Source organism: Lentzea flaviverrucosa, from assembly GCF_003350445.1.
GTDB classification, from domain to species: Bacteria; Actinomycetota; Actinomycetes; order Mycobacteriales; family Pseudonocardiaceae; genus Lentzea; species Lentzea californiensis.
Genome location: NZ_QQAU01000013.1, coordinates 241,826 through 262,167, shown reverse-complemented (window position 1 = coordinate 262,167; position 20,342 = coordinate 241,826). Strand labels below are relative to the sequence as shown.

General features: G+C 70.2%; 18 protein-coding genes. 9 read left to right on the top strand and 9 right to left on the bottom strand.

Going from position 1 to position 20,342, the window contains the following annotated elements; all coding sequences use genetic code 11:
* Positions 1-67 precede the first annotated feature (67 nt).
* Positions 68-478, top strand: coding sequence for a hypothetical protein (locus DFR72_RS33630; protein WP_143086899.1), 411 nt, complete (start codon positions 68-70; stop codon positions 476-478).
* Positions 479-770: 292 nt separating this feature from the next.
* Here DFR72_RS33630 and DFR72_RS33620 read toward each other — a convergent pair whose 3' ends face one another.
* Positions 771-2,084 carry an NsdA family TPR-like regulatory protein gene (locus DFR72_RS33620; protein WP_090070146.1) on the bottom strand — a complete coding sequence of 438 codons (1,314 nt, stop codon included), beginning with the start codon at positions 2,082-2,084 and terminating at the stop codon, positions 771-773.
* Positions 2,085-2,206: 122 nt separating this feature from the next.
* Between DFR72_RS33620 and DFR72_RS33615 the strand changes: the two genes are divergently transcribed.
* Positions 2,207-2,395 carry a MerR family transcriptional regulator gene (locus DFR72_RS33615; protein WP_090070148.1) on the top strand — a complete coding sequence of 63 codons (189 nt, stop codon included), beginning with the start codon at positions 2,207-2,209 and terminating at the stop codon, positions 2,393-2,395.
* Position 2,396: 1 nt separating this feature from the next.
* On the opposite strand, the gene DFR72_RS33610 is transcribed toward DFR72_RS33615, so the two are convergent.
* The 3 genes from DFR72_RS33610 to DFR72_RS33600 all read right to left on the bottom strand — a co-directional run bounded on the left by DFR72_RS33610 (position 2,397) and on the right by DFR72_RS33600 (position 6,266).
* Positions 2,397-2,948, bottom strand: coding sequence for a hypothetical protein (locus tag DFR72_RS33610; protein ID WP_090070149.1), 552 nt, complete (start codon positions 2,946-2,948; stop codon positions 2,397-2,399).
* A gap of 281 nt (positions 2,949-3,229) precedes the next feature.
* Positions 3,230-3,655, bottom strand: a complete 426-nt coding sequence (locus DFR72_RS33605) for a hypothetical protein (RefSeq protein ID WP_143086900.1) — start codon at positions 3,653-3,655, stop codon at positions 3,230-3,232.
* A 28-nt stretch (positions 3,656-3,683) separates the two neighbouring features.
* A complete protein-coding gene (locus tag DFR72_RS33600) occupies positions 3,684-6,266 on the bottom strand; it encodes an FAD-binding and (Fe-S)-binding domain-containing protein (protein ID WP_090070153.1) in 2,583 nt (860 codons plus the stop codon).
* 108 nt (positions 6,267-6,374) lie between these two features.
* On the opposite strand from DFR72_RS33600, the gene fabG reads away from it, so the two are divergent.
* From fabG to DFR72_RS33585, 3 genes are read left to right on the top strand one after another with little or no spacing between them, the layout of a single operon-like run.
* Positions 6,375-7,079: a beta-ketoacyl-ACP reductase gene (gene fabG, locus DFR72_RS33595; RefSeq protein WP_090005914.1), complete on the top strand. Its 705-nt coding sequence runs from the start codon at positions 6,375-6,377 to the stop codon at positions 7,077-7,079.
* Positions 7,080-7,128: 49 nt separating this feature from the next.
* On the top strand, positions 7,129-7,896 hold the full coding sequence (gene fabI / locus DFR72_RS33590; protein WP_030481837.1) for an enoyl-ACP reductase FabI: 768 nt from the start codon (positions 7,129-7,131) through the stop codon (positions 7,894-7,896).
* Between the two features lie 52 nt (positions 7,897-7,948).
* Complete coding sequence (locus tag DFR72_RS33585) at positions 7,949-8,974, top strand: ferrochelatase (RefSeq protein WP_090070485.1); 1,026 nt, start codon at positions 7,949-7,951, stop codon at positions 8,972-8,974.
* 159 nt (positions 8,975-9,133) lie between these two features.
* Here the strand turns inward: DFR72_RS33585 and DFR72_RS33580 are convergent, their stop codons facing one another.
* The 4 genes from DFR72_RS33580 to DFR72_RS45900 all read right to left on the bottom strand — a co-directional run bounded on the left by DFR72_RS33580 (position 9,134) and on the right by DFR72_RS45900 (position 13,668).
* On the bottom strand, positions 9,134-10,459 hold the full coding sequence (locus DFR72_RS33580) for an extracellular solute-binding protein (protein WP_090070154.1): 1,326 nt from the start codon (positions 10,457-10,459) through the stop codon (positions 9,134-9,136).
* Entirely contained in the window at positions 10,456-12,258 is a 1,803-nt protein-coding gene (locus tag DFR72_RS33575) for a vWA domain-containing protein (RefSeq protein ID WP_090070156.1), read from the bottom strand. The genes DFR72_RS33580 and DFR72_RS33575 overlap by 4 nt, the downstream gene beginning before the upstream one ends.
* A gap of 126 nt (positions 12,259-12,384) precedes the next feature.
* Positions 12,385-13,182, bottom strand: coding sequence for a hypothetical protein (locus DFR72_RS33570; protein ID WP_090070158.1), 798 nt, complete (start codon positions 13,180-13,182; stop codon positions 12,385-12,387).
* Positions 13,183-13,242: 60 nt separating this feature from the next.
* Positions 13,243-13,668, bottom strand: coding sequence for a YcxB family protein (locus DFR72_RS45900; RefSeq protein WP_170176528.1), 426 nt, complete (start codon positions 13,666-13,668; stop codon positions 13,243-13,245).
* A 97-nt stretch (positions 13,669-13,765) separates the two neighbouring features.
* On the opposite strand from DFR72_RS45900, the gene DFR72_RS33565 reads away from it, so the two are divergent.
* The 4 genes from DFR72_RS33565 (at position 13,766) to DFR72_RS33550 (ending at position 19,816) form a co-directional block, all read left to right on the top strand.
* On the top strand, positions 13,766-15,913 hold the full coding sequence (locus DFR72_RS33565) for a N,N-dimethylformamidase beta subunit family domain-containing protein (RefSeq protein WP_170176527.1): 2,148 nt from the start codon (positions 13,766-13,768) through the stop codon (positions 15,911-15,913).
* 55 nt (positions 15,914-15,968) lie between these two features.
* Positions 15,969-17,360: a sigma 54-interacting transcriptional regulator gene (locus DFR72_RS33560; RefSeq protein ID WP_090070161.1), complete on the top strand. Its 1,392-nt coding sequence runs from the start codon at positions 15,969-15,971 to the stop codon at positions 17,358-17,360.
* Positions 17,361-17,540: 180 nt separating this feature from the next.
* Positions 17,541-19,469 (top strand): vWA domain-containing protein, encoded by a 1,929-nt coding sequence (locus DFR72_RS33555; protein WP_090070163.1) that lies wholly within the window; start codon positions 17,541-17,543, stop codon positions 19,467-19,469.
* A complete protein-coding gene (locus DFR72_RS33550; RefSeq protein ID WP_090070165.1) occupies positions 19,469-19,816 on the top strand; it encodes a hypothetical protein in 348 nt (115 codons plus the stop codon). The genes DFR72_RS33555 and DFR72_RS33550 overlap by 1 nt, the downstream gene beginning before the upstream one ends.
* Here the strand turns inward: DFR72_RS33550 and DFR72_RS33545 are convergent.
* Positions 19,804-20,340, bottom strand: a complete 537-nt coding sequence (locus DFR72_RS33545; RefSeq protein ID WP_090070166.1) for a DUF4240 domain-containing protein — start codon at positions 20,338-20,340, stop codon at positions 19,804-19,806. The genes DFR72_RS33550 and DFR72_RS33545 overlap by 13 nt on opposite strands.
* Positions 20,341-20,342: the final 2 nt, after the last annotated feature.

Genomic DNA, 20,342 nt, shown 5'->3' with positions numbered 1-20,342 from the left:
CCGGTCGGTGCGCGAGCTGCACTCCCGTTGCGCTCGCCCCGTCACCTATGCCAGCGAGGAGGACGCGGTGAGCGAGTTGCCAGAGCTTCGCAAGGACGTGGTCGTGCGGCTGGTGGAGGCCCGCGACGAGGACGAGTTGCAGCGCCTCGTGGCGCTCCATGAGCCGACGCCGGACGAGCTTCGTCTCGCCGGTCGAGCGTGCGCGCAGCTGGCCGTCGAGGAACTTGAGGATGCGGGTGTGCTGCGGCATGCGGGGACCGTCCTCGACCTCGGTCAGCGTCAGCTCCAAGCGCTCAGCGCGGCGTACGGCGCCGCGACCAACTGGTGGCTGCCGCCGAGCTGCAACGACGGCGCGGGTGACGCGCGCACGCTCGGCGACCTGCTCAAGATCGTGCCCGTCGAGGAGGCGCGGAAGATCCGCGACTACCTGGCGTGGGCGCGTCTGCTGGCAGCGGACGACGCGCACGGCCGGATGTGAGTCGGCGTGTCCAGCGTTACGCCCGAACCCACTCGGCGGCGACCAAGCCGAACGCTCGCCGAGGAGGCGCTCCAGTACATCCCGGACGTCGTCGCCACACTGGACCCAACCCTGGCCAAGCGAGCCGCGCGTACGGTCGCGGCGCACGCAGCCGACCCACGTGAGCGCGCCGAGTTACTGGACATGCTCGGCATCCCGGACGTCCTCAGACAGCCTTCGGACGTTAACGCCGGCAACGACCAACCAGCCGACGCGTCAACAGGCTTGGCGGGCCGCTGAGCGCTGGTGCGCGCTACGCGTCGACGCTCGGGACGCGCAGCTCGCGCGCCCTGCGTGCAAGGTCCTGGCACGTGCCGTCGCGGCGCGCCGCGAGCGCCTTCTCCAAGGGTTCCAGCCGATCCCGAACGCGCTGCGAGCCGACGTCGATCACCAGCTCCAGGGCGCGCCGCGTCGTCGCGACGCCGTCGCGGATCTCGCCCGCGTTCACCAGGATCGTCGCGAGCACGATCGTGTCGAGCGCGTTGCAGCGCACGTCGAACTCGGGCCGGGTTCGCAGCGCCGCCCTGACGTCCGCGCGAGCGGCGTCGTAGTCGCCCAGTTTCGAACCGACCGCCGCCAGCAGTCCCGAGCCGGGGCCGTAGAACGCGAAGAACGGCAACGCCTTGTCTGGCTCGGCCTCCGCGAACAGCTTCCGTGACCTCCGCAGCTCGCGGCGCGCGAGCTCGGCGTTGCCGAGGCGCTGGTAAGTCGACGCGGTCAGCCCACCGATCACCGCACCTACCTGGGCGTCACGGTGGACGTCGCCGCTCACCTGGGCCAGCTGGAGCAGCTTCAGTGCCGTATCCGGCGCGCCGTGGTGCTTCTCCATGTCGCTGGCCGAGCAGAGCACCTGCGCGACCCGGACGCCGTCACCCGCCGCGTGGTCCAGCGCGCGGTGCATGTGATGACGGCAGTGATCCATCAGGCCGACGTCGCCCGACGCCCAGCCCGCCAACCGGTGCGCCTCCGAGATCGCGTACCGCAACTCGCGCTGAACCTCGTCCGATGCGCGCGCCTTGAGCATCGTCTCTCCGGCCGTCGCCGTCGCGGCGAGTGCCTGCCGCGCGGCCATACCTCCCGACTCCCGGTCGAGGATGCCCAGTCGCGTGACCGTTGCCGCATACCGCTCGACGTCGGTCGCGCCGACTCTGCCGGGCGGCGCGGTGATCACGTCGCGCACCGTGAGTGGCTTGGGATCGCCGAACACGGGGGAGCCGATCACGACCAGCCCGGCCAGCGCGAGGAAGTTCCGTCGCTCCACGTCCTCGTCCACCTCCTCCGTTTCGTCTCGGGTGGAGGGGTCTTCGTTGCCACTGTAGGCGAGTCCGAGCCAGCCTCGGGGAACTCCGAGACCGTGAGCGATCCGTACGAGCAGGTCGTACGAGTGAACGAGGCGTCCGGCGATGATCTCTGAAACGTCGGACGGCTTCTGACCGGTGAGTGCGGCGATCACGCCCTTGGGAACTCCCGAGTCGGCGAGGAGTCGGTAGACGGTGGTGATGTCTCGGCGGATAAGCGCCCGGCGGAGTTCGGGGTCATCCCAGAGCGCTGGGTCAATCGGCTCCATGACGCCCTCCCTGTCCCTGCCGCGACGCTGATGCGAACGTCGCAATCGTTGCATTCGTGTGTAAACGTAGCAACTGTCTCACCTCGGTGTTTTCGTCGCTCCACGTGCTGCATCGTTGGCGCGTGACGATCAAGCTCGTGCCGACCGGCGAGGCCGCCAAGGAGATCGGCGTTGCCCGCGCGACGCTGGTTCGCTGGTGGCAGGGCAAGCTGGTCGAGCCCGCCCTGGTGACGCCGGGCGGGCACGCGCGCTGGGACGTCGAGCAGCTCAAGCGCGACCTGGCCAAGCTGCGCGACGCCGACAACCTCTGAGCTACGCGCTTGGACTGCGGAGGGCTTCCAGCGCCTCGGTGACCAGCTTGCGCGTCGCGGCCAGCGTCTTCTCCTGCAGGGCGGCCTCCAGCGTCTGGACGCACTTGACGTTCTTCGCCGCACGCTTGGGCTTGGACGTCGTGGGCGGCTTCAGTTCGCCAGCCTCAATCTTGGTCAGCACGGCGGTCAGCGACTCGACCTCGCCGGGGTGCACCTTGCCGTTCTGCGCCCGCCAGACGGCCGACGCGGTCATGCCGGTCAGCTGCATCAGGGCGGGCCGCGTCCAGCCCGCCTCCTTGGCCTTCGTCAGGCGGTCGGCGACCTGGCTCGCGATCGACGCGTCGGCGTAGCGCTTCGCCTTGTCCGTCGGGCTCTCGACGGTCGCAGCGGCCGTCCCGGTCACCGAGGCGCTGGAAGCCGTCGCCTCCGGGGTGGTGCTCGGCGTCGCCTTCGGCTCGGATGCCTTCGGGGCGCGCTTCGGCGCAGCCTTCCTAGCGGGCTTCGCTGCCGGGGCCTTCGCCGTCTTCGCCTCGGTGATCGTCGCGGTGGTCATCGCATCTCCCTCACTCGTCGTTAGATGACGGTCACCTAACGTGACCAATCTATCCCGCGATGTGGGAAATGAATACCGTCAGATGGAATTGATCTTAGAAGCGATCTGGGCTCCACTTAGCGCGAAGGTGTGGGTGCCGTCGCGTTCCCTCGTTGTTCCGTTCGCCTGCTGGCGGATCGACCTATCGGCGCGACGTTGCAGGTCAGAGCCCTACGTGTCCACCAAATGACCCTACGTGACTGTAAAGAAGCCTCCGCCCAGGTGGAGCCCCGCTTGCTGCCCTAGCAGCGTTCGTCGGTGGAGCCGTGGAGGTCGGTTCCGGACTGCCACAGCACGTCACCCACCGCGTAGGTGCACTGGCTGAGGGTGTTCGCGCCGTTGGACCACACCTCCTGCTGGCCCCGGGAGCCACCGTTGTAGTCGATGGCCTCGGAGCCGGTGCGGGTCCAGATGGCCGCGCGCAGGTAGAAGTCCTTGTGCTTGGCGCGCCACGAGTCCCAGACGTAGACGTACGCCCAGTTCTTGTTGCAGCCCTTGAACTGCTTCACGGAGGCGACGGTCTCGCCGCCGCTCTTCAGGTACTTGGTCGAGCCGATCTGCGTGACGCCGCTGGGGCACTTGGGGTTCGTCTCGGCCTGCGCGGTTGCGGTGAACGTCATCGCGAGCGCGGCTGCCGCCAGGACAACGGCACCAATCTTCTTCTGCATGCGCACGACACTGGTCGCGCCCGGTTAGTCAGCGGTAAATCACACCCAGGCGGGCCGCCAGCGCGCTGGCGAGGTGGACCGGCTCGCGTTCGGTCGCGTGGCGGATCTGCGTGCGGCAGCTGAAGCCGTCCGCGATCACCAGCGCGTCCTCGTCGGCGCGCAACGCGGGCAGCAGGTCCTGCTCGGCGCACGCGATCGAGACGTCGTAGTGGCCCTTCTCGAAACCGAAGTTGCCGGCCAGGCCGCAGCAGCCCTCGACGACCTTCGGCCGCAGGCCCGCCCTGGCCATGGCCTCGCGGTCCGCGTCGAAGCCGAGTTCCGCGTACTGGTGGCAGTGCGTCTGCACGACGGCGTCGCGGCCGCCCTCCACCTCGGGCAGCATCGGCGCGACGTGCTCGGCGAACGTCCGGGTGGCGCGCGCAAGCGCTTGTACGGCAGGGTCGCCGGACAGTTTCGGTGCCTCCACGCGGAGGAACGCGGTGCAACTCGGTTCCAGGCCGATCACCGGAACGCCCCGGCTCGTCCACGGCAGCAGCGTCCGCGCCGTGCGTTCGACCACCCGGCGTGCCTTGCCGAGCTGGCCCGTCGAGTGCCAGGTCAGTCCACAGCAGACGTTCGCGGACGGCACCTCGACGTGGTTTCCCAGGTGCGCCAGCACGTTCGCGGCGTCGAGGCCGATGCCCGGCTCGAAGAAGTTCGTGAACGTGTCGGGGAACAGCAGCACCGGATCGCCCTTGCCCAACGGGTGCAGCTGCCGGACCAGGGGAGTCTGCTGGCGCGGCAGCTCGCGTTCCGGCGTGATGCCCGCGAACCGGCCGAGACGGGCCGTGAACCTGTTGACCAGTCCGTACTTCAGCCACGTCGGCAGCCAGCCCATGGCGTAGTGCGCACGCGGCCTGATCCGGCCCTTGTAGTGCTCGTGCAGGAACTCGGCCTTGTAGCTCGCCATGTCGACGTCGACCGGGCAGTCGCGCTTGCAGCCCTTGCACCCCAGGCAGAGGTCGAGTGCCTCCGCCACCTCCGGCGACCTCCAGCCGTCCTTGATCACGTCACCGTTGAGCATCTCGAACAGCAGGTGCGCGCGGCCTCGCGTGGAGTGCTTCTCCTCCTTGGTCACGCGGTAGCTCGGGCACATCACGCCGCCCTTGGTGTTCAGGCACTTGCCGACGCCGACGCACCTGCGCGTGTCGCTCGCGAACTCCGCGCGGGTCGGGATCCTCGGTGGCGCCACGAGGACCCGCAGGTCGTCGTCGAGCTTCAGGGGCTCCACGATCCGGCCGGGGTTGAGCAGGTTCCGCGGGTCGAACGCGCGCTTGAACTCACCGAACGCCCTGATCGCCGCGGGCGGGTACATCCGGCCGAGCAGCTCGGACCGCGCCTGGCCGTCGCCGTGCTCGCCCGACAGGCTGCCGCCGTGGCCGACGACCAGGTCGGCCGCGTCCTGCAGGAACTCGCGGTACCCGCTGGCCAGGTCGAAGTCGATGCGGACGTGCAGGCACCCCTCGCCGTAGTGGCCGTAGGTGATGCCGCGCCGCCCGTACCTGGTCAGCAGCTGGTCGAACTCGCGCAGGTAGGTGCCGAGCCGCTCCGGCGGGACGGCCGCGTCCTCCCAGCCCGACCACGCCTCGCTGCCGTCGGCCATGCGGGTGGCGAGCCCGGCGCCGTCCTCGCGGATCCGCCACAGCGCGCGCTGGTGGACCGGGTCCTGGATGATCATCGAGTTCTTGGTGATCCGGGCGACCCGCTCGGGGTGGTCCTCGACCTCGACGAACAGCCAGCTGCGGCCTTCGGGCAGGTCGGGGCGGGTCCGGACGCTGTGCACCAGTGCCTCGTTCAGGCCTTCGATCGCCAGCGCGTCCTCGATCTGGGTGACCTGGTCGGCGGCCTCGTAGGTGTCCGCGAACCCGAGCACGACCAGTACGCGGCGTTCCGGCCTGCGCACCAGCTTCAGCTCCGCGCCCAGCAGCACGACGCAGGTGCCCTCGGTGCCGACCAGTTGCTGCGTCAGGGTCGGGGCGTCCAGCGCGTACCCGCTGACACGGCGGCTGAGCCGCGGGAACCACGCCGGGTCGTGGGCGGGCAGGGCCAGCTTCGGCGGGTTCGTGGTGTCGAACGTGCGGCCGTCGACGGTGAGGACGTTCAGGTTCGTGACGTTCTCGCTGGTCTTGCCCCACTTCACCGAGTGCGCGCCGCACGCGTTGTTGCCGATCATCCCGCCGATGGTGCAGCGCGAGTGCGTCGACGGATCGGGGCCGAACAGGTAGTCGCCGGCGTGGGCGTTGATCCTGTCGAGCACCGCTCCCGGCTGGACCAGCGCGCGGTCGCCGGAGATCTCGAACGCGGTCAGGTACCGGCTGAAGTCGATCACCAGGCCGGTGCCGCACGCGTTGCCCGCGATGGACGTTCCCGCGCCCCGGCTGGTGATCGGCACGCCCTGCTCGGCGGCGATCGCGACGGCCGTCACCACGGCGTCCGTCGTGCGTGGACGGACGACGACCCGCGGCACGTGCCGGTAGTTCGACGCGTCCGCCGAGTACAGGGCCCGGCTCGCCGGGTCGTCGAGGACGTCACCGTCCACCTGGCGCCGGAGCTGGTCGAGGAAGGCCCGCATCACCCGATCATGCCCGGATGGATGTGACATGGCTCCGCCGATGCCGGACTACCTGCCGGTAGCCGATAGCCTCACCCGGTCAACCAGCAGCGATTCTCAGGAGAGCTAGTGAGTCGGTCCGTTCTGGTCACCGGAGGCAACCGCGGCATCGGCCTCGCGATCGCGCAGGCGTTCGCGGCGCAGGGCGACAAGGTCGCGGTGACGCACCGCGGGTCCGGCGCTCCCGAAGGTCTGCTCGGCGTGAAGTGCGACGTGACGAACTCGGAGGAGATCGACGCCGCGTTCACCGAGGTCGAAGCCGCGCACGGTCCCGTCGAGGTGCTCGTCTGCAACGCGGGCATGACGCAGGACACCCTGCTGCTGCGCATGAGCGAGGAGCAGTTCACCCAGGTCGTCGACGCGAACCTGACCGGCGCGTTCCGCTTCGCCCAGCGCGCCTCCCGCGGCATGCTGCGCAAGAAGTTCGGCCGCATCGTCTTCATCTCGTCCGTCGTGGGCCTGACCGGTGGCGCCGGCCAGGTGAACTACGCCGCCTCCAAGGCCGGCATGGTCGGCATGGCGCGCTCGATCGCGCTGGAGCTCGGCTCGCGCAACATCACCGCGAACGTCATCGCGCCCGGCTTCATCACCACCGACATGACCGCGGAGCTGCCCGAGGCCGTCCGCGAGGCAGCGCTCAAGCAGATCCCGGCCGGCCGTTACGGTGCGGCCGACGAGATCGCGCGCGCCGTCACGTTCCTCGCGGCGACCGAGTCGGGCTACATCAACGGTGCCGTGCTGCCGGTCGACGGCGGCCTCGGCATGGGCCACTGACTTTCTCGAACCACGGCTGGTTTCCCGTACTGCGAAAGGGTTGGATCAAGTGACCGGACTGCTCGAAGGCAAGCGACTGCTGATCACGGGTGTGATCACCGACGCGTCGATCGCCTTCCACGTCGCACGCGTCGCCCAGGAGCAGGGCGCCGAGGTCGTGCTGACCGGGTTCGGCCGGATGAGCCTCGTGACGCGCATCGCGCAGCGTCTGCCCAAGCCCGCGCCCGTCGTCGAGCTCGACGTGCAGAACCAGGAGCACCTCGACACGCTCGCCGACCGCGTCCGTGAGCACGTCGACGGTCTCGACGGCGTCGTGCACGCCATCGGCTTCGCCCCGCAGAGCTGCCTCGGCGCCCCGTTCATGGACGCGCCGTGGGAGGACGTCTCCGTGGCGATGCACGTCTCCGCGTACTCGTACAAGGCCCTGGTGCAGGCCACCCGTCCGTTGCTCTCGCACGGCTCGTCGGTCGTCGGCCTCGACTTCGACGCCCGTCAGGCGTGGCCCGCCTACAACTGGATGGGCGCTGCGAAGGCGGCGTTCGAGTCGATCAACCGCTACATGGCGCGCGACCTCGGCCCGGACGGCATCCGCGTGAACCTGATCTCCGCCGGCCCGGTCCGCACCATGGCCGCGAAGTCCATCCCGGGCTTCGGCGAGCTGGAGAAGATGTGGGGCGAGAAGGCTCCGCTGAGCTGGGACGTCGACGACCCCACGCCGGTCGCGAAGTCCGTCTGCGGCCTGCTCTCCGACTGGTTCCCGGCCACCACGGGCTCGATGGTGTTCGTCGACGGCGGTGTGCACTTCCTCGGTCTCTGACGTCACATCCGTTCGTCATGTGAGGCGTTCGGGCGTCTGATTGGATGGAGTGGTGAGTTTCGATGCGCTGCTCTGGCTGTCGTTCGGCGGCCCAGAAGGTCCTGAGGACGTCCGTCCCTTCCTGGAGAACGTGGTTCGCGGACGTGGCGTGCCGCCGGAGCGGCTGGACGAGGTCGAGGCCCACTACCAGCACTTCGGCGGCGTCTCGCCGATCAACCGCCTGAACCTCGAGGCCATCGAGGCCGTGCGGGCCCGTGGCTTCGAGCTGCCGATCTACTTCGGCAACCGCAACTGGCACCCGATGGCCGAGGACGTCGTCGCGCAGATGAAGGCCGACGGCGTCCAGCGCGCCTTGGTGTTCCCCACGAGCGCGTACGGCGGCTACTCCGCGTGCCGCCAGTACGACGAGGACATCGTGCGCGCGCTGCAGGCCGTGCCGGACGGCCCCGAACTCGTGAAGCTGCGCCAGTTCTTCGACCACCCGCTCTTCATCTCAGCGTTCGCCGACGGAGTGCGCGCCGCGGCCGCGTCCCTGTCCGGCCCGTACCGCCTGGTGTTCACCGCCCACTCGGTGCCGGTGTCCGCGGACAAGGCCGCCGGACCGCCCGCGGAAGGCGGCTACCGCTACTCGCGCCAGGTCGTCGAGGCGTCCCGGCTCGTGGCGGCGGAGCTGGGCGTCACCGAGTACGACGTCGTGTGGCAGTCGCGTTCCGGCCCGCCGCAGATCCCGTGGCTCGAGCCGGACGTCGTCGACCACATCGAGGCCTTGCACGCCAAGGGGGTCACCGGGGTCGTGGTGTGCCCGATCGGGTTCGTGTCCGACCACCTCGAGGTGGTGTGGGACCTCGACACGGAGGCCCGCGACCGGGCGTTGGAGCTCGGGATGGAGTTCGCCCGCGCCGCCACGCCGAACGGGGATCCGCGCTTCGCCGAGCTCGTGACCGAGCTGGTCGCCGAGCACACTTCCGGGGCTCCGGTGCGGAAGTTGTCGTCGTTCACGTCGGCGGGCTGCACGGTGAACGGTGCGCCGTGCGCTCCCTTGTGCTGCGAACCGGCGAAAAGGCCTGCTCGCGCCTAGGGCGTGTCCCGTAAGTCTCGTTCGCGACAGTCGCGGTCGAGGGCCCCCGGAGGCGGCACCGCCGCAACACCCGAATACGCCCGGTATGAGGGCGCCGCGGCGGCACCGCCTCCGGGTCTCTCGACCGTGACTCTCATCGAACGGACTTGCGGGACACGCCTAGCGGCCTTGCAGGGCCGCGGTCAGTGCCTCTTCGGCGTTGGCGGGTAAAGCACCATCGTGGTCGAGTGCGTAGCGGACGATGGTGCGGAACTCGTCGCTGAAGCGTGAGTAGTACGGCGTGACCGGGCGCAGCCGGGCGTCCTCGATCGCCTTCAGGAGCGTGCGGGCGTACGGGTGCTCGGTGGCGACCCTGCTGTCCTGGTAGACGATGCCGCGGGTGGCGGCGAGGCCTCCTCGTTCGAAGAGGAGCTGCTGGCTGCGCGGACCCGTGAGGAACTCGATGAGCGCCTGGGCGGCGCGCGGTTTGGTGGACTTCGCGGAGATCGCGAGGTTCTGGCCGCCCAGGACGCTCGGGCCGGGCAGCTGCGCCACCTCGAAGTCGATGCCGGGACGGCCCGCGGACTCGCCGCGGTTGCCCTGCAGGGTGCGGTGGGCCACCGGCCAGTTGCGCATGAACGCGATCTTGCCGTCGCGGAACGCCTGGGTGGTCAGCTCCTCGTTCTGCGTGCGGGATTCGGGCAGCACCACGGGTTTGTCGCCCTTGAGGCCGTCGGCGAGCCACCGCAGAGCGCGGCGGGTGCGGTCGGAGTCGATCACGACCTTGCCGGTGTCGTCGACCACGTCGCCCTTCTCCGCCCAGATCAGTTCCAGAGCGTTCACGGTGAGGCCCTCGTAGTCGAGGAACTGGCCCGCGTAGCCGGCGGTGAGGCGGGCGTCCTGCGCTGCCCGCAGCGCGCGCGTCGAGGTGTCGGCGATGTCGTCGAGGCCGAGAGGCTCGTCCTGCACCAGGTCCTTGCGGTAGAAGAGCAGACCCGCGTCCGTGTTGAACGGCAACGCCCACAGGACGTCCTTGTAGCGGCAGCTCTCCAGCGGACGGCGCAGGAACCCGCTGGTGTCCACAGCGGACAGCGGGCGCAGGTAGCCGGACTGGGCGAACTCGGCGGTCCAGGTGACGTCGAGGTTGTAGACGTCCGCGTTCTCGGCCTGCTCCCTCGCCCGCGCGACCATCTCGCTGCGCTGGCCGTCGGCCTCCGTGGGCAGCTCGATGATCTCCGCCGGCTGTTCGGGGTGCTCGGAGTTCCACTGGTTGATCAACGCGCGCCGCTGGCCGCCGTCGCTCTGGTCGCGGCCGCTGAGCACGACGAGCTTGCCCTTCTCCCACTCGGTCGACTCGCGCAAGAGCGGCTGGATCCCGCTGGTGAACAGGATCGTCAGCACGATGCCGACGGCCACGCCCATCGCGAGCCACGACCGGTTCGCCCACACCACGCCGGGCGGGCCCAGCCTCGGCAGGGCCGCCCACGTGCGCCGCAACCAGCTCATCCGGCACCTCCCCACACCCGGCGGAACAACGCCGCCAGGTCGTCGCCGAGCGTGTCCGTGGTCGAGTCGCGGCACTCGCCGCCGGACGCGTCCGTGATGGAGGTCAGCGCGTGCGCCGCACAGCTGGCCTCGCCGACGGCGATCACGAACACCCGGATCCCCTTCTGCCGCACCGCGTTCACCACGTCCTGCCGGGTCTGCGCGCTCGTCGTGTCCTCGCCGTCGGTCAACGCGATGACCGCGCTCACGTGGTCCGCGTCGTCGGCACCGACCCGGTCGAGGCTGTCGAGGATCGCCTGGTGCAGAGGTGTGCCACCGGAGGGCTGCACCGCGTTCAACGCGGCGGCCGTGGCCTCCTTGTCACGCCTGCCGAGCGGGACGAGCGGCCGGACCTCGTTGTTGTTGAACACCGACAGGCCGTACGTGTCCCTGGCACCCATCTGCGTGAGTGCTTTGCGGACACCTTCGACCGCCACGGCGAACCGCTTCTCCCCGGTGGCCGTCGGTTCGACCATCGACCCGGACGCGTCGAGCGTGAGCCAGACCCGGCCGTCCCTCTTGGCCTGCTCGTACTTCTTCAGGAACGCGGCCTGGGCCTCGTCGCCGGGCGCCGCCTCGGCCCGGTCGAGCGCCAGACCGGCCCGCACCCCGAACTCCTCGCGGAACTCGGCTCCCGCCGCCTGCCGGGCGGGACGCAGGCCGGCGGCGTTGAGCGCCGTCATGCCCTCCTGCGTGCCGAGCCACACCTGGAACGCCTTCGCCGGCGTGCGGGCGGCCAGGTTCGACACGTCCTGCGCGTCCCACTCGACGAGGTTCAGCGGGTAGTCGGCGCGGTAGGTGTCCGACGGGTACAGCGCGGTGAGGCACGGCTTCTGCGCGCAGCCGGTCTTGTTGTGCCGCAACAGGACCTGCTCTGTCGTGATCATCGCGGCGCCCGGCTGGGGCCGGTCGGCCTCCGTGACCCGGCGCTCGACGACGGCCGGTTCGAGCGTCTCGTACAGCGCCGCCGTGGCGAGCCTGCCGTCGATCGCCATCAGCGGGTTCGGCCTGCCGATCTCAGTGCCGGTGCTGCCGACCTTGGTCAGCAGGTCGCCCCACTTCTCCGGCGAGCCGGACACGACGTCCTGCGCGATCTGCGCGGGCACCGCGAGCACGACGGGCGAGAACGCGACCGAGTCACCCGGCGTGATGCGCACGGCCGACCCGATGCCGCCGGTGCGGCGCACCACCTCGTTCGTCTCCGTGGTCGAGTCCGGCAGCCACACGTCCGGGTGCGGCCCGATCTCCCGCAGGTCCTGCGACGACCACGACGACCGCAGCGCGATCGCGCCCCTGTTGCCCGGTGCCGAGAACACGTAGAGACGCGCCGTGCGGCACCCGTGGTTCTTCGCCGCCGTGTGCTGCTCGAACTTCCGCGCGACCTCCCCGATCGCGGGCGCCGCGTCCTGCGACGTCAGCACCCGCACCTCGGTCGGTTGTGGACAGCCGAGCAGCAGCACCCGTCCGTACGCGACCATCGGCGGTGCCGCGACCGCGACCAGCCCCGCCGAGACCACCAGCACGGCCGTGAACACCACCCAGCGCAGCCGGATGCGTTTGACCAGCTGGTTCAACCTGTCGATGGCGGACGCGGACAGCACCAGGAGTGCCGCGCCGATGCCGTAGAGGACCCACGACTGCCAGGTCGAGAGCGCTCCCGTGGCCGTCTCGGACAGCAGGTGCCCGGCGACCGCGGCCAGCATGAGGGCGCCCGCGTACCTGGGTGCTGTGCTCGACCGGCGCTGGTCGACGTCCTCCATCCGGCGTCCTCCCCACCCGGCACCATATGTGGGAGCACCGACGCTTCTGGGGGAGTTGCCCGCTCAGGCGGGGTCGCGGGTGGAGAACCACTCGTTTGGATCAGCGGCTACCGCATCTGCCGGACGTCAGTGCCGACCGGCGCCGCTGTCTGCCAGGACGCGCACGGCCTCGTCGACCGCCGCGCACCGTGCGCGGCGCACGGCTTCGGAGACGGGGCGCAGTGCCTCGGTGCGCGCGGTCATGGCCGAAGCCGACAGCGCGCCGCCGGGGGCGTCGGAGCTGGCCACGGACACGATCGCAGCCACCTCGGCGGCCCGTTGCAGCACCCGGAGCGCTCGCGGTGGCATCGCGTCCGGCCACGGCAGCGTGGAGTTCTCGGCCGCGAGGTCGGCGATCTCCTTGCGGACGTTCGGCCGGTGCTTGGCCACGTCCAGCGACGCCAGGGCCGCCGTCGCCTCGCGCAGCGCTGCGCCCAGGCCGTGCTCGGCCTCGCCGATCGGGATGTGTTCGAGGCCGTTGGACGACGGCAGGTCGAACACCGTCCAGCGCATCACGCCGTCGGCGACGATCTTCGGCACGAGCCCGATGTGCACGGACGGCACCACGAGCGCCTCGCCGGAACGCAGCGCGCACGTCGAGAGGGGGCCCTTGCCGCCGAGACCTCGTACGTCGCCCGGCACCGGTAGCACCAGCCGGGCGGAGGTGGCGCCCGCGCGCCGCAGGGCGGCCAGCAGCAGGGCAGGGCCCACGGGGGCCTCGTCGGGACCGGGGAGGTCGAGCGCTGTGGCGGTGCCGTCGTCGTCGGCCACCACCTCGTGCTGCTCGGCCCACAGGTGCAGGGCGTCGAGGACGTCGTCAGCGGCGGCTAGACCGTGCAGCCAGCCCGACGTCCACACGACCAGCGTGGCACTTGCACAGGACACCCGACGAGATTACGTGGCCCGCCCCCGGTCGTCCCACCCGGTGTGCCCGATCCGGGGCACCTACTTGGCCGGACCGATGTGCTCCTCGAGCAGCGACCGGAACGACGTCAGGTCCTCATCGGACGCGAAGGCCCGGTGCGGCACGGACAGCGACGTCGCGCCCTCGTCCAGCGTCTCCAGCACGAACCCCTGCCGCGTCTCGGTCCAGCCCGGCAGTTCCTCCCAGACGATCTCCTCGCGCACCGCGTTGCCCACGGCCATCCGGAACGACCGCGCGTCGGCGCTGCCCGTCACGGTCCGGCTGATCATCTCGTCGGACGTGAAGCGCCACCACACCGCGACCGGCTCCATGAAACCGATGACCAGCGCGCACACCAGGCCGAACAACGCCACCGGCAGCGTGTCCTCGAAGCCCAGCAGCAGCACGAGGGAGAACACCGCGAGCACGAGCGCGAACCACGGCGCCCACTTGAACATCGGCACCATCGCCCGCAGGCTGGCCCGCCAGTCCGCGGGTGACGGGGCCCATCTGAAATCGACACAGTTGCTCATAACGCCTCGCATTGTGCTGCACGATGCCCGCATGCACCTGGGGGATGACGAAAAGGGAACCGTCGCGCGCCGGACCGTCCTGAAGGGCACCGCGGCCGCGCTCGCCGGGGTCGCGCTGGCGGTGGGTCAGCAGCCGGCCGCACACGCCGTGGCCCAGGACGACCCGGAACAGCGGCTGCTGCAGATCGTGCCGGGAGGCAACGGGATCATCTACACGCTGTACGCCGACGGTCGCATCAAGTGGTTCAAGCACCTGGGCCGCGACAACGGCACCTACAACTGGGCCAGCGGTGACGGCCGGGAGATCGGCAGCGGCTGGCAGATTCACACGAACGTGCTGGCAGACCAGAACGGCCAGCTCTTCGGCCTGTGCGGCGACGGCACGATGTGGTGGCACAAGTGGGTTCTCACGAACCCCGCCACCGGGGAGGGCTACTGGGCGCCCGGCACGAACAACGTCATCCACCGCGGTTTCGGCCAGTACTCCTACGTCTTCGGTGGCTGGGACGGCAAGTTCTACGCGGTGGACGCCCACGGCGACATGTACTGGTTCCACTACATCGCCGGTGACGGCTCGAACGGCCCCGGCGCGTGGGCCAACAACGGTGTCGGCCAGAAGATCGCGAGCGAGAAGCGCGACTACGACATGTTCTTCGCCGACATGAACGGCGTCATCTACGGCGTCCGGCACGGTGCGTCGCTGCACTGGTTCCGCTACCTCGCCGGTGACGGCACCAACGGTCCTGGCGCCTGGGCGAACAACGGCAACGGCATCCAGGTCGGTTCCGGCTTCGACTTCGGCTCGTGCGTCGAGCGGTTCACCGAGAACGGCGTCGTCTACGTCGTGTGGGTCAACAAGGACCACACCCAGGCAGACCACGAACTGCGCTGGTACAAGCTCGCCGACCACCTCACGATCGACACCTCCGGGGTGTTCTGGCCCAACGGCGACGGTGCGCTGGTCGGCACCGGCTTCAGCGTCACCAGGGGCGCGAACCTGCAGGGCTACACCAGCTGGTCGGTCGCACCCGGTCAGCGGCTCGACGTCGCGGTCTCGACGACGTTCGACCAGTTCAGCGCCAGCGTGCTGCGGCTCGCCGGGCCGATCGAGCAGGGTGGTGCGACGCAGGTCAGGGCCCCGCAGACGTACCGGGGGCAGCGGCACCTGCTCCGGTCCGGCTACCGGGCGAACGGACCTGCCTGGCCGACATCGTTCTCCTTCACCGTGCCCGACGACTGGCAGTCCGGGTTCCACGTCGTGAAGCTCGAAGGCCCGCACGGCCTGAGGCAGTACATCCCGTTCGTGGTGAAGCCGAAGCAGCCGCGAGAGAAGGTGGCGCTGCTCCTGCCGTACCTGACGCACAATGCCTACAACCACTGGGGCGGCCACTTCCAGTACTCCTGGGAGTCGGCCTACGGCCGGCGTCAGTTCTCCATCCGCCGGCCGTTCGCGAACGCCTACGTCGAGGCTCCCGGGTTCATCGACGTCCGGTTCTACGGCGACCTGCTGCTGATGAAGTGGTTCACGGACAACAACGTCGCCTACGACTGCTACCAGGACCTCGACCTGCACGACCCGTCCTGGCTGGCGCAGTACAAGACGCTCGTGCTCGCCACGCACCCCGAGTACTGGACGCCGCAGATGCGCACGGCGCTGGAGACCTACCTCGCCAACGGCGGCCGTGTCATCTACACGGGCGGCAACGGCATGTACGAGCGCGTCGACTACGACGCCTCAGGTGGGTTCGTGCTGCATCGCCGTCCCGACAACGGCGAACGCTGGACGTGGCGTGAGCAGGGGCGGCCGGAGTCGGAGGTGCTCGGCGTCGCCTATGACAGCACTTCCTACATGGACATGCACCCGTACGTCGTCACCGCCGACCACCCGTTCCTGGAGGGCACCGGGCTTGCGGTCGGCGACCGGTTCGGCGAGACCGGGTACAACTTCGCGGCCAGCGGCTGGGAGGTCGACACCAGGGCCGGCGCGGGCCCGGAGGCACCCGGCGTCGTCCAGTTCGCTCAAGGAGAACAGGCGCACGGCGCCGAGATGTGCGTCCTTCCCAAGCCGAACGGTGGATGGGTGTTCAGCGCGAGTTCCCTGTGTTTCAACGGTGCTCTCGCCCATGACCCGAAGATGTCGCGGATTCTGCTCAACGCGGTGAACGCCGCTCAGGCCTAGGTCCTGGAGTCGCTCCACGTCGACGGGTCAGGTTCTGGTGCGTAGCGTCGTCTGCGTGACCCAGAACCTGGCCCGCACGGCGGGCGAACTGCGCGCCGCCGGGCACCTGCCGCGCGGCGTCAAGACCGAGATCAGGGAGAACCTCCTCGCGGCCCTGCGCGAAGGACGCAACCCGTGGCCCGGCATCGTCGGTTTCGACCGCACGGTGCTCCCGCAGCTCGAACGCGCGCTGCTCGCCGGCCACGACGTCGTCCTGCTCGGCGAGCGAGGGCAGGGCAAGACACGCCTGCTGCGCAGTCTGATCTCGTTGCTCGACGAGTGGACGCCCGTCATCGAGGGCTCCGAGCTGGGCGAACACCCGCTCGACCCGATCACCCCGGAGTCGAAGCGGCGTGCCGCCGAGCTCGGCGACGACCTGCCGGTGGTGTGGCGGCACCGCGGCGAGCGCTACGCGGAGAAGCTCGCCACGCCCGACACGTCCGTCGGCGACCTGGTCGGCGACGTCGACCCGGTCAAGGTGGCCGAAGGGCGGTCGCTCGGCGACCCGGAGACCATCCACTACGGCATGCTCCCGCGTGCCCACCGCGGCATCATCGCCATCAACGAACTCCCCGACCTGGCCGAACGCATCCAGGTGTCGTTGCTCAACGTCATGGAGGAGCGCGACATCCAGGTCCGCGGCTACACGCTGCGGCTGCCGCTGGACGTGCTGCTCGTGGCGACCGCGAACCCCGAGGACTACACGAACCGCGGCCGCATCATCACGCCGCTGAAGGACCGCTTCGGCGCCGAGGTCCGCACGCACTACCCGCTGGAGATCGAGGCCGAGGTCGACCTTGTGCGCCAGGAGGCGGACCTGGTCGCCGAGGTGGGCGACCACCTGCTGGAGATCATCGCCCGGTTCGTGCGACACCTGCGCGAGTCGTCGTCGATCGACCAGCGCTCCGGTGTCTCGGCCCGGTTCGCGGTCGCGGCGGCGGAGACCGTCGCGGCGTCGGCGCTGCGCCGGTCCGCGCTGATCGGCGAGACGCCGGCGATCGCCCGCCCGGTCGACCTGGAGTCGGTGCCGGACGTGCTGCGCGGCAAGCTCGAGTTCGAGGCGGGGGAGGAGGGCCGCGAGGACGAGGTGCTGGTCCACCTGCTGCGCCGCTCCATCGCCGACACCGCCCGGGCCCGCCTGGCCGGGCTGAACCTGCGCGCGCTGGCCGAGGTCGTCTCGGACGGCCACCCCGTCGCCACGGGGGACCGCGTGCACGCCGGTGACCTGCTGGCCGCGTTGCCCGAGCTGCCGATCCTGCACGAGGTCGCGGCCCGGCTGGGGGCGGGCCCGAAGGACCCCGTCGGCCGCATCGCCTCGGCCGTGGAACTGGCCCTGGAGTCGCTGTACCTGACGCGCAACCTGTCGAAGGACAACTCCTCCGACGACGACCGATCCGTGTACGGATGACCTCTTCCCTCGACGGGCCGGGGAACTTCCTGTTTCCCGGCCCGCCGCCTGGGGGTCACCAGCGAACGGACGGTGTCCCCCTCCGCGGACCTGCACCAGCTCCACAGACCTGACTTCCCGCGGGCCCGGCGGCAGTTGCCCGGGTCGATCGCCTGATTTTTCCTCGACGGAGGCGAACCGATGAGATATCGCTACGGACGCTGGGGCGGCGGCGCCGATCCGCTGGCGCCCCCGGTCGACCTCCGCGCGGCCGTGGACGAACTCGGCCGCGAGGTCATGGAGGGCGCCTCGCCGTCGTCCGCCCTGCGCGAACTGCTGCGCCGCGGCGTCGACGGCACCCGCGGCCTCGACGACCTGACCTCGCGCCTGTGGCAGCGCCGTGCGTCGATCCAGCGCCGGCACCGCCTGGACGGCACGCTGACCGAGGTCAAGCAACTGCTCGACAAGGCCGTCGAGGCCGAGCGCCGCGCGTTGTTCCCGGACCCGTCCGACGACGCGCGCTTCCGCGAGGCCCAGCTCGACGCCCTGCCGGTGGGCACCGCCGCGGCCGTCCAGGAGCTGTCCTCCTACGACTGGCGTTCCGAGGAGGCTCGTTCCGCGTTCGAACAGATCCGCGACCTGCTCGGCCGCGAACTGCTGGACCAGCGCTTCCAGGGCATGAAGGAAGCGATGTCCAACGTGGACTCCCGCGACGTCGAGCGCATCCAGCGCATGCTGCAGGACCTCAACTCGTTGCTGGAGGCGCACGCGTCGGGCTCGCCGGAGACGCCGCGCATGTTCGACGACTTCATGCGCAAGCACGGCGAGTTCTTCCCGGAGAAGCCCCGCAACGTCGACGAGCTCATCGACGCCCTGGCCGCCCGTTCGGCCGCCGCGCAACGCATGATGAACTCGATGACCGACGCCCAGCGCGCCGAGCTGTCCGCGCTGTCCCAGCAGGCCTTCGGCGGCATCGGCTCCTCTCTGTCCACTCTGGACTCCCTGTTGCAACGCCTGCGGCCGGGCGAGGACTGGACATCGTCCGCCCGCTTCCGCGGCCAGGACCCGCTGGGCCTGGGCGAGGGCGCTCAGGCGATGGCGGACCTGGCCGAGCTCGACGCGCTGGCCGAGCAGCTCTCCCAGTCGTATCCGGGTGCCCGCCTGGAGGACATCGACCTGGAGGCGCTGGAACGCCAGCTGGGCGAGTCGGCCACCGTCGACGCCCGCCGCCTCGCGGAGCTGGAGAAGGCGCTGCGTTCGCAGAACATCGTGGAACGCGCCCCCGACGGTTCGCTGAAGCTGACGCCGAAAGCGTTGCGGCGCCTCGGTGAAACGGCCCTGCGCGGCGTCGTGGACCAGCTGCGTTCGTCGCAGGGCTCCCGCGAGACCACCTCGGCCGGTGCCTCGGGCGAACTGATCGGCTCGACCCGCCCGTGGCAGTTCGGCGACACCGAACCCTGGGACGTGCCACGAACCCTGCGCAACTCCGTGCTGCGCTCCGGCAGGATGTCCATGGACGTCGTGGACCTCGAAGTGTCCGAGACCGAACACCGCACCCGTGCTGCCGTGGCGTTGTGCGTCGACACCTCCTGGTCGATGGTGCAGGACGGCCGTTGGGTGCCGATGAAACGCACGGCGTTGGCGTTGCATCACCTCGTGCGCACCCGTTTCCGGACTGATGCTCTTCAGCTGGTGACGTTCGGGCGTTATGCCGAGGCCGTGGACATCGGACAGCTGACGGCGTTGGAAGGCGTGTGGGAGCAGGGCACGAACCTGCACCACGCCCTGTTGCTGGCCGGGCGTCACGTCCGGCGCCATCCCGACGCGCAACCCGTGGTGCTGGTCGTGACCGACGGCGAACCCACCGCGCACCTCGAACCCGAGGGCGACGCGGAGTTCAACTACCCGCCGCTGCCCCGGACCCTCGCCAAGACCCTGAACGAGGTCGACGCACTGGCCCGGCTCGGCGCGACGATCTCGGTGTTCAAGCTGGGTGACGACCCGCGCCTGGCCGCGTTCGTCGACATCGTGGCCCGTCGGGGTGGTGGCCGAGTGGTGTCGGCGGACGAGGAAGGCCTGGGAGCCGCCGTTGTCAGCGACTACCTGAAGTCCCGGCGCCGGCGGCGGTGATGCGCCGGTACCTCCTCGCGGTCGTGCTGAGCGGCGTGCCGTCCACCGTGCACGCGCTGGTGACGGGCGACGACGTGGTGCGCGCCACCAGGGCTGCCGGGTCGTTGGTCGGCGGTGGGGTGCGTGAGGGCGTGGCGGTGCACCTCGCCGTGTCGGCGTTCTGGATGTTCGTGCTGACGCGGCTTCGAGTGCGGGGTGCCGTGGCGGGAGCCGTGGCCGGGTTGCTGATCGCCGCCCTCGACCTGGAGGTCGTCGGGCGCCACAACGCGCAGATCCGCGCCCTGCCGCGGGTTCCGCAATGGCTGGACCACTTGGCGTTCGGCGTGCTCGCCGCTCAGAGGTCGTAGAGCGCGGCCAGGCGGGGTAAGCGGGGGGCCATTTCGGCGCTGTCGTCGAAGTCGAAGTCCCACTCCGGGTCGAGGTCGGGGTAGCTGATCCTGAAGGCGTCCTGCGGCAGTTGCATGCCCGTGGCCTTGAGGTGGGCGTTCCACGCGATCGACAGGGCCTCCTGGCACTCGAACTCCTCGCCGGACTCGGCGGCCGCCACCACCGCAGGTAAGGCCGCCAGCGAGTCCGGGTCGGCGAGGACGGCCGTGTAGATCTCCTCGCCCTGGGTGACCAGCCAGCCGCGGAAGTAGTCGAAGCCGTCGTCCGAGCAGCCGCCGTTGATCACGTAGGCCGCGGCCCACAGCGGGTTCTGGTACGAGACGGTCAGCACTTCCCACAGGACCTGCTGGGTCGCGACGATCTCGGCGGGCGGCCGTTCGGCGAGCAGGGTGGTGGCCGCGGCGGCCACGGCGTCGCCGTCCGACGGGTCGGCCACGCTCGCCCTGGCGTCGGCGATGAGCTTCCAGAAGTTGTTCGGGTCCACGT

Excerpts from the sequence above, each read along its gene's own strand:
- DFR72_RS45900 (WP_170176528.1), bottom strand. The coding sequence starts at position 13,668 with ATGGTGCCGATGTTCAAGTGGGCGCCGTGGTTCGCGCTCGTGCTCGCG.
- DFR72_RS33605 (WP_143086900.1), bottom strand. The coding sequence starts at position 3,655 with ATGCAGAAGAAGATTGGTGCCGTTGTCCTGGCGGCAGCCGCGCTCGCG.
- DFR72_RS33565 (WP_170176527.1), top strand. The coding sequence starts at position 13,766 with ATGCACCTGGGGGATGACGAAAAGGGAACCGTCGCGCGCCGGACCGTC.
- DFR72_RS33550 (WP_090070165.1), top strand. The coding sequence starts at position 19,469 with ATGCGCCGGTACCTCCTCGCGGTCGTGCTGAGCGGCGTGCCGTCCACC.
- DFR72_RS33620 (WP_090070146.1), bottom strand. The coding sequence starts at position 2,084 with ATGGAGCCGATTGACCCAGCGCTCTGGGATGACCCCGAACTCCGCCGG.
- DFR72_RS33580 (WP_090070154.1), bottom strand. The coding sequence starts at position 10,459 with ATGAGCTGGTTGCGGCGCACGTGGGCGGCCCTGCCGAGGCTGGGCCCG.
- DFR72_RS33555 (WP_090070163.1), top strand. The coding sequence starts at position 17,541 with ATGAGATATCGCTACGGACGCTGGGGCGGCGGCGCCGATCCGCTGGCG.
- DFR72_RS33600 (WP_090070153.1), bottom strand. The coding sequence starts at position 6,266 with ATGCGGGCCTTCCTCGACCAGCTCCGGCGCCAGGTGGACGGTGACGTC.
- DFR72_RS33575 (WP_090070156.1), bottom strand. The coding sequence starts at position 12,258 with ATGGAGGACGTCGACCAGCGCCGGTCGAGCACAGCACCCAGGTACGCG.
- DFR72_RS33610 (WP_090070149.1), bottom strand. The coding sequence starts at position 2,948 with ATGACCACCGCGACGATCACCGAGGCGAAGACGGCGAAGGCCCCGGCA.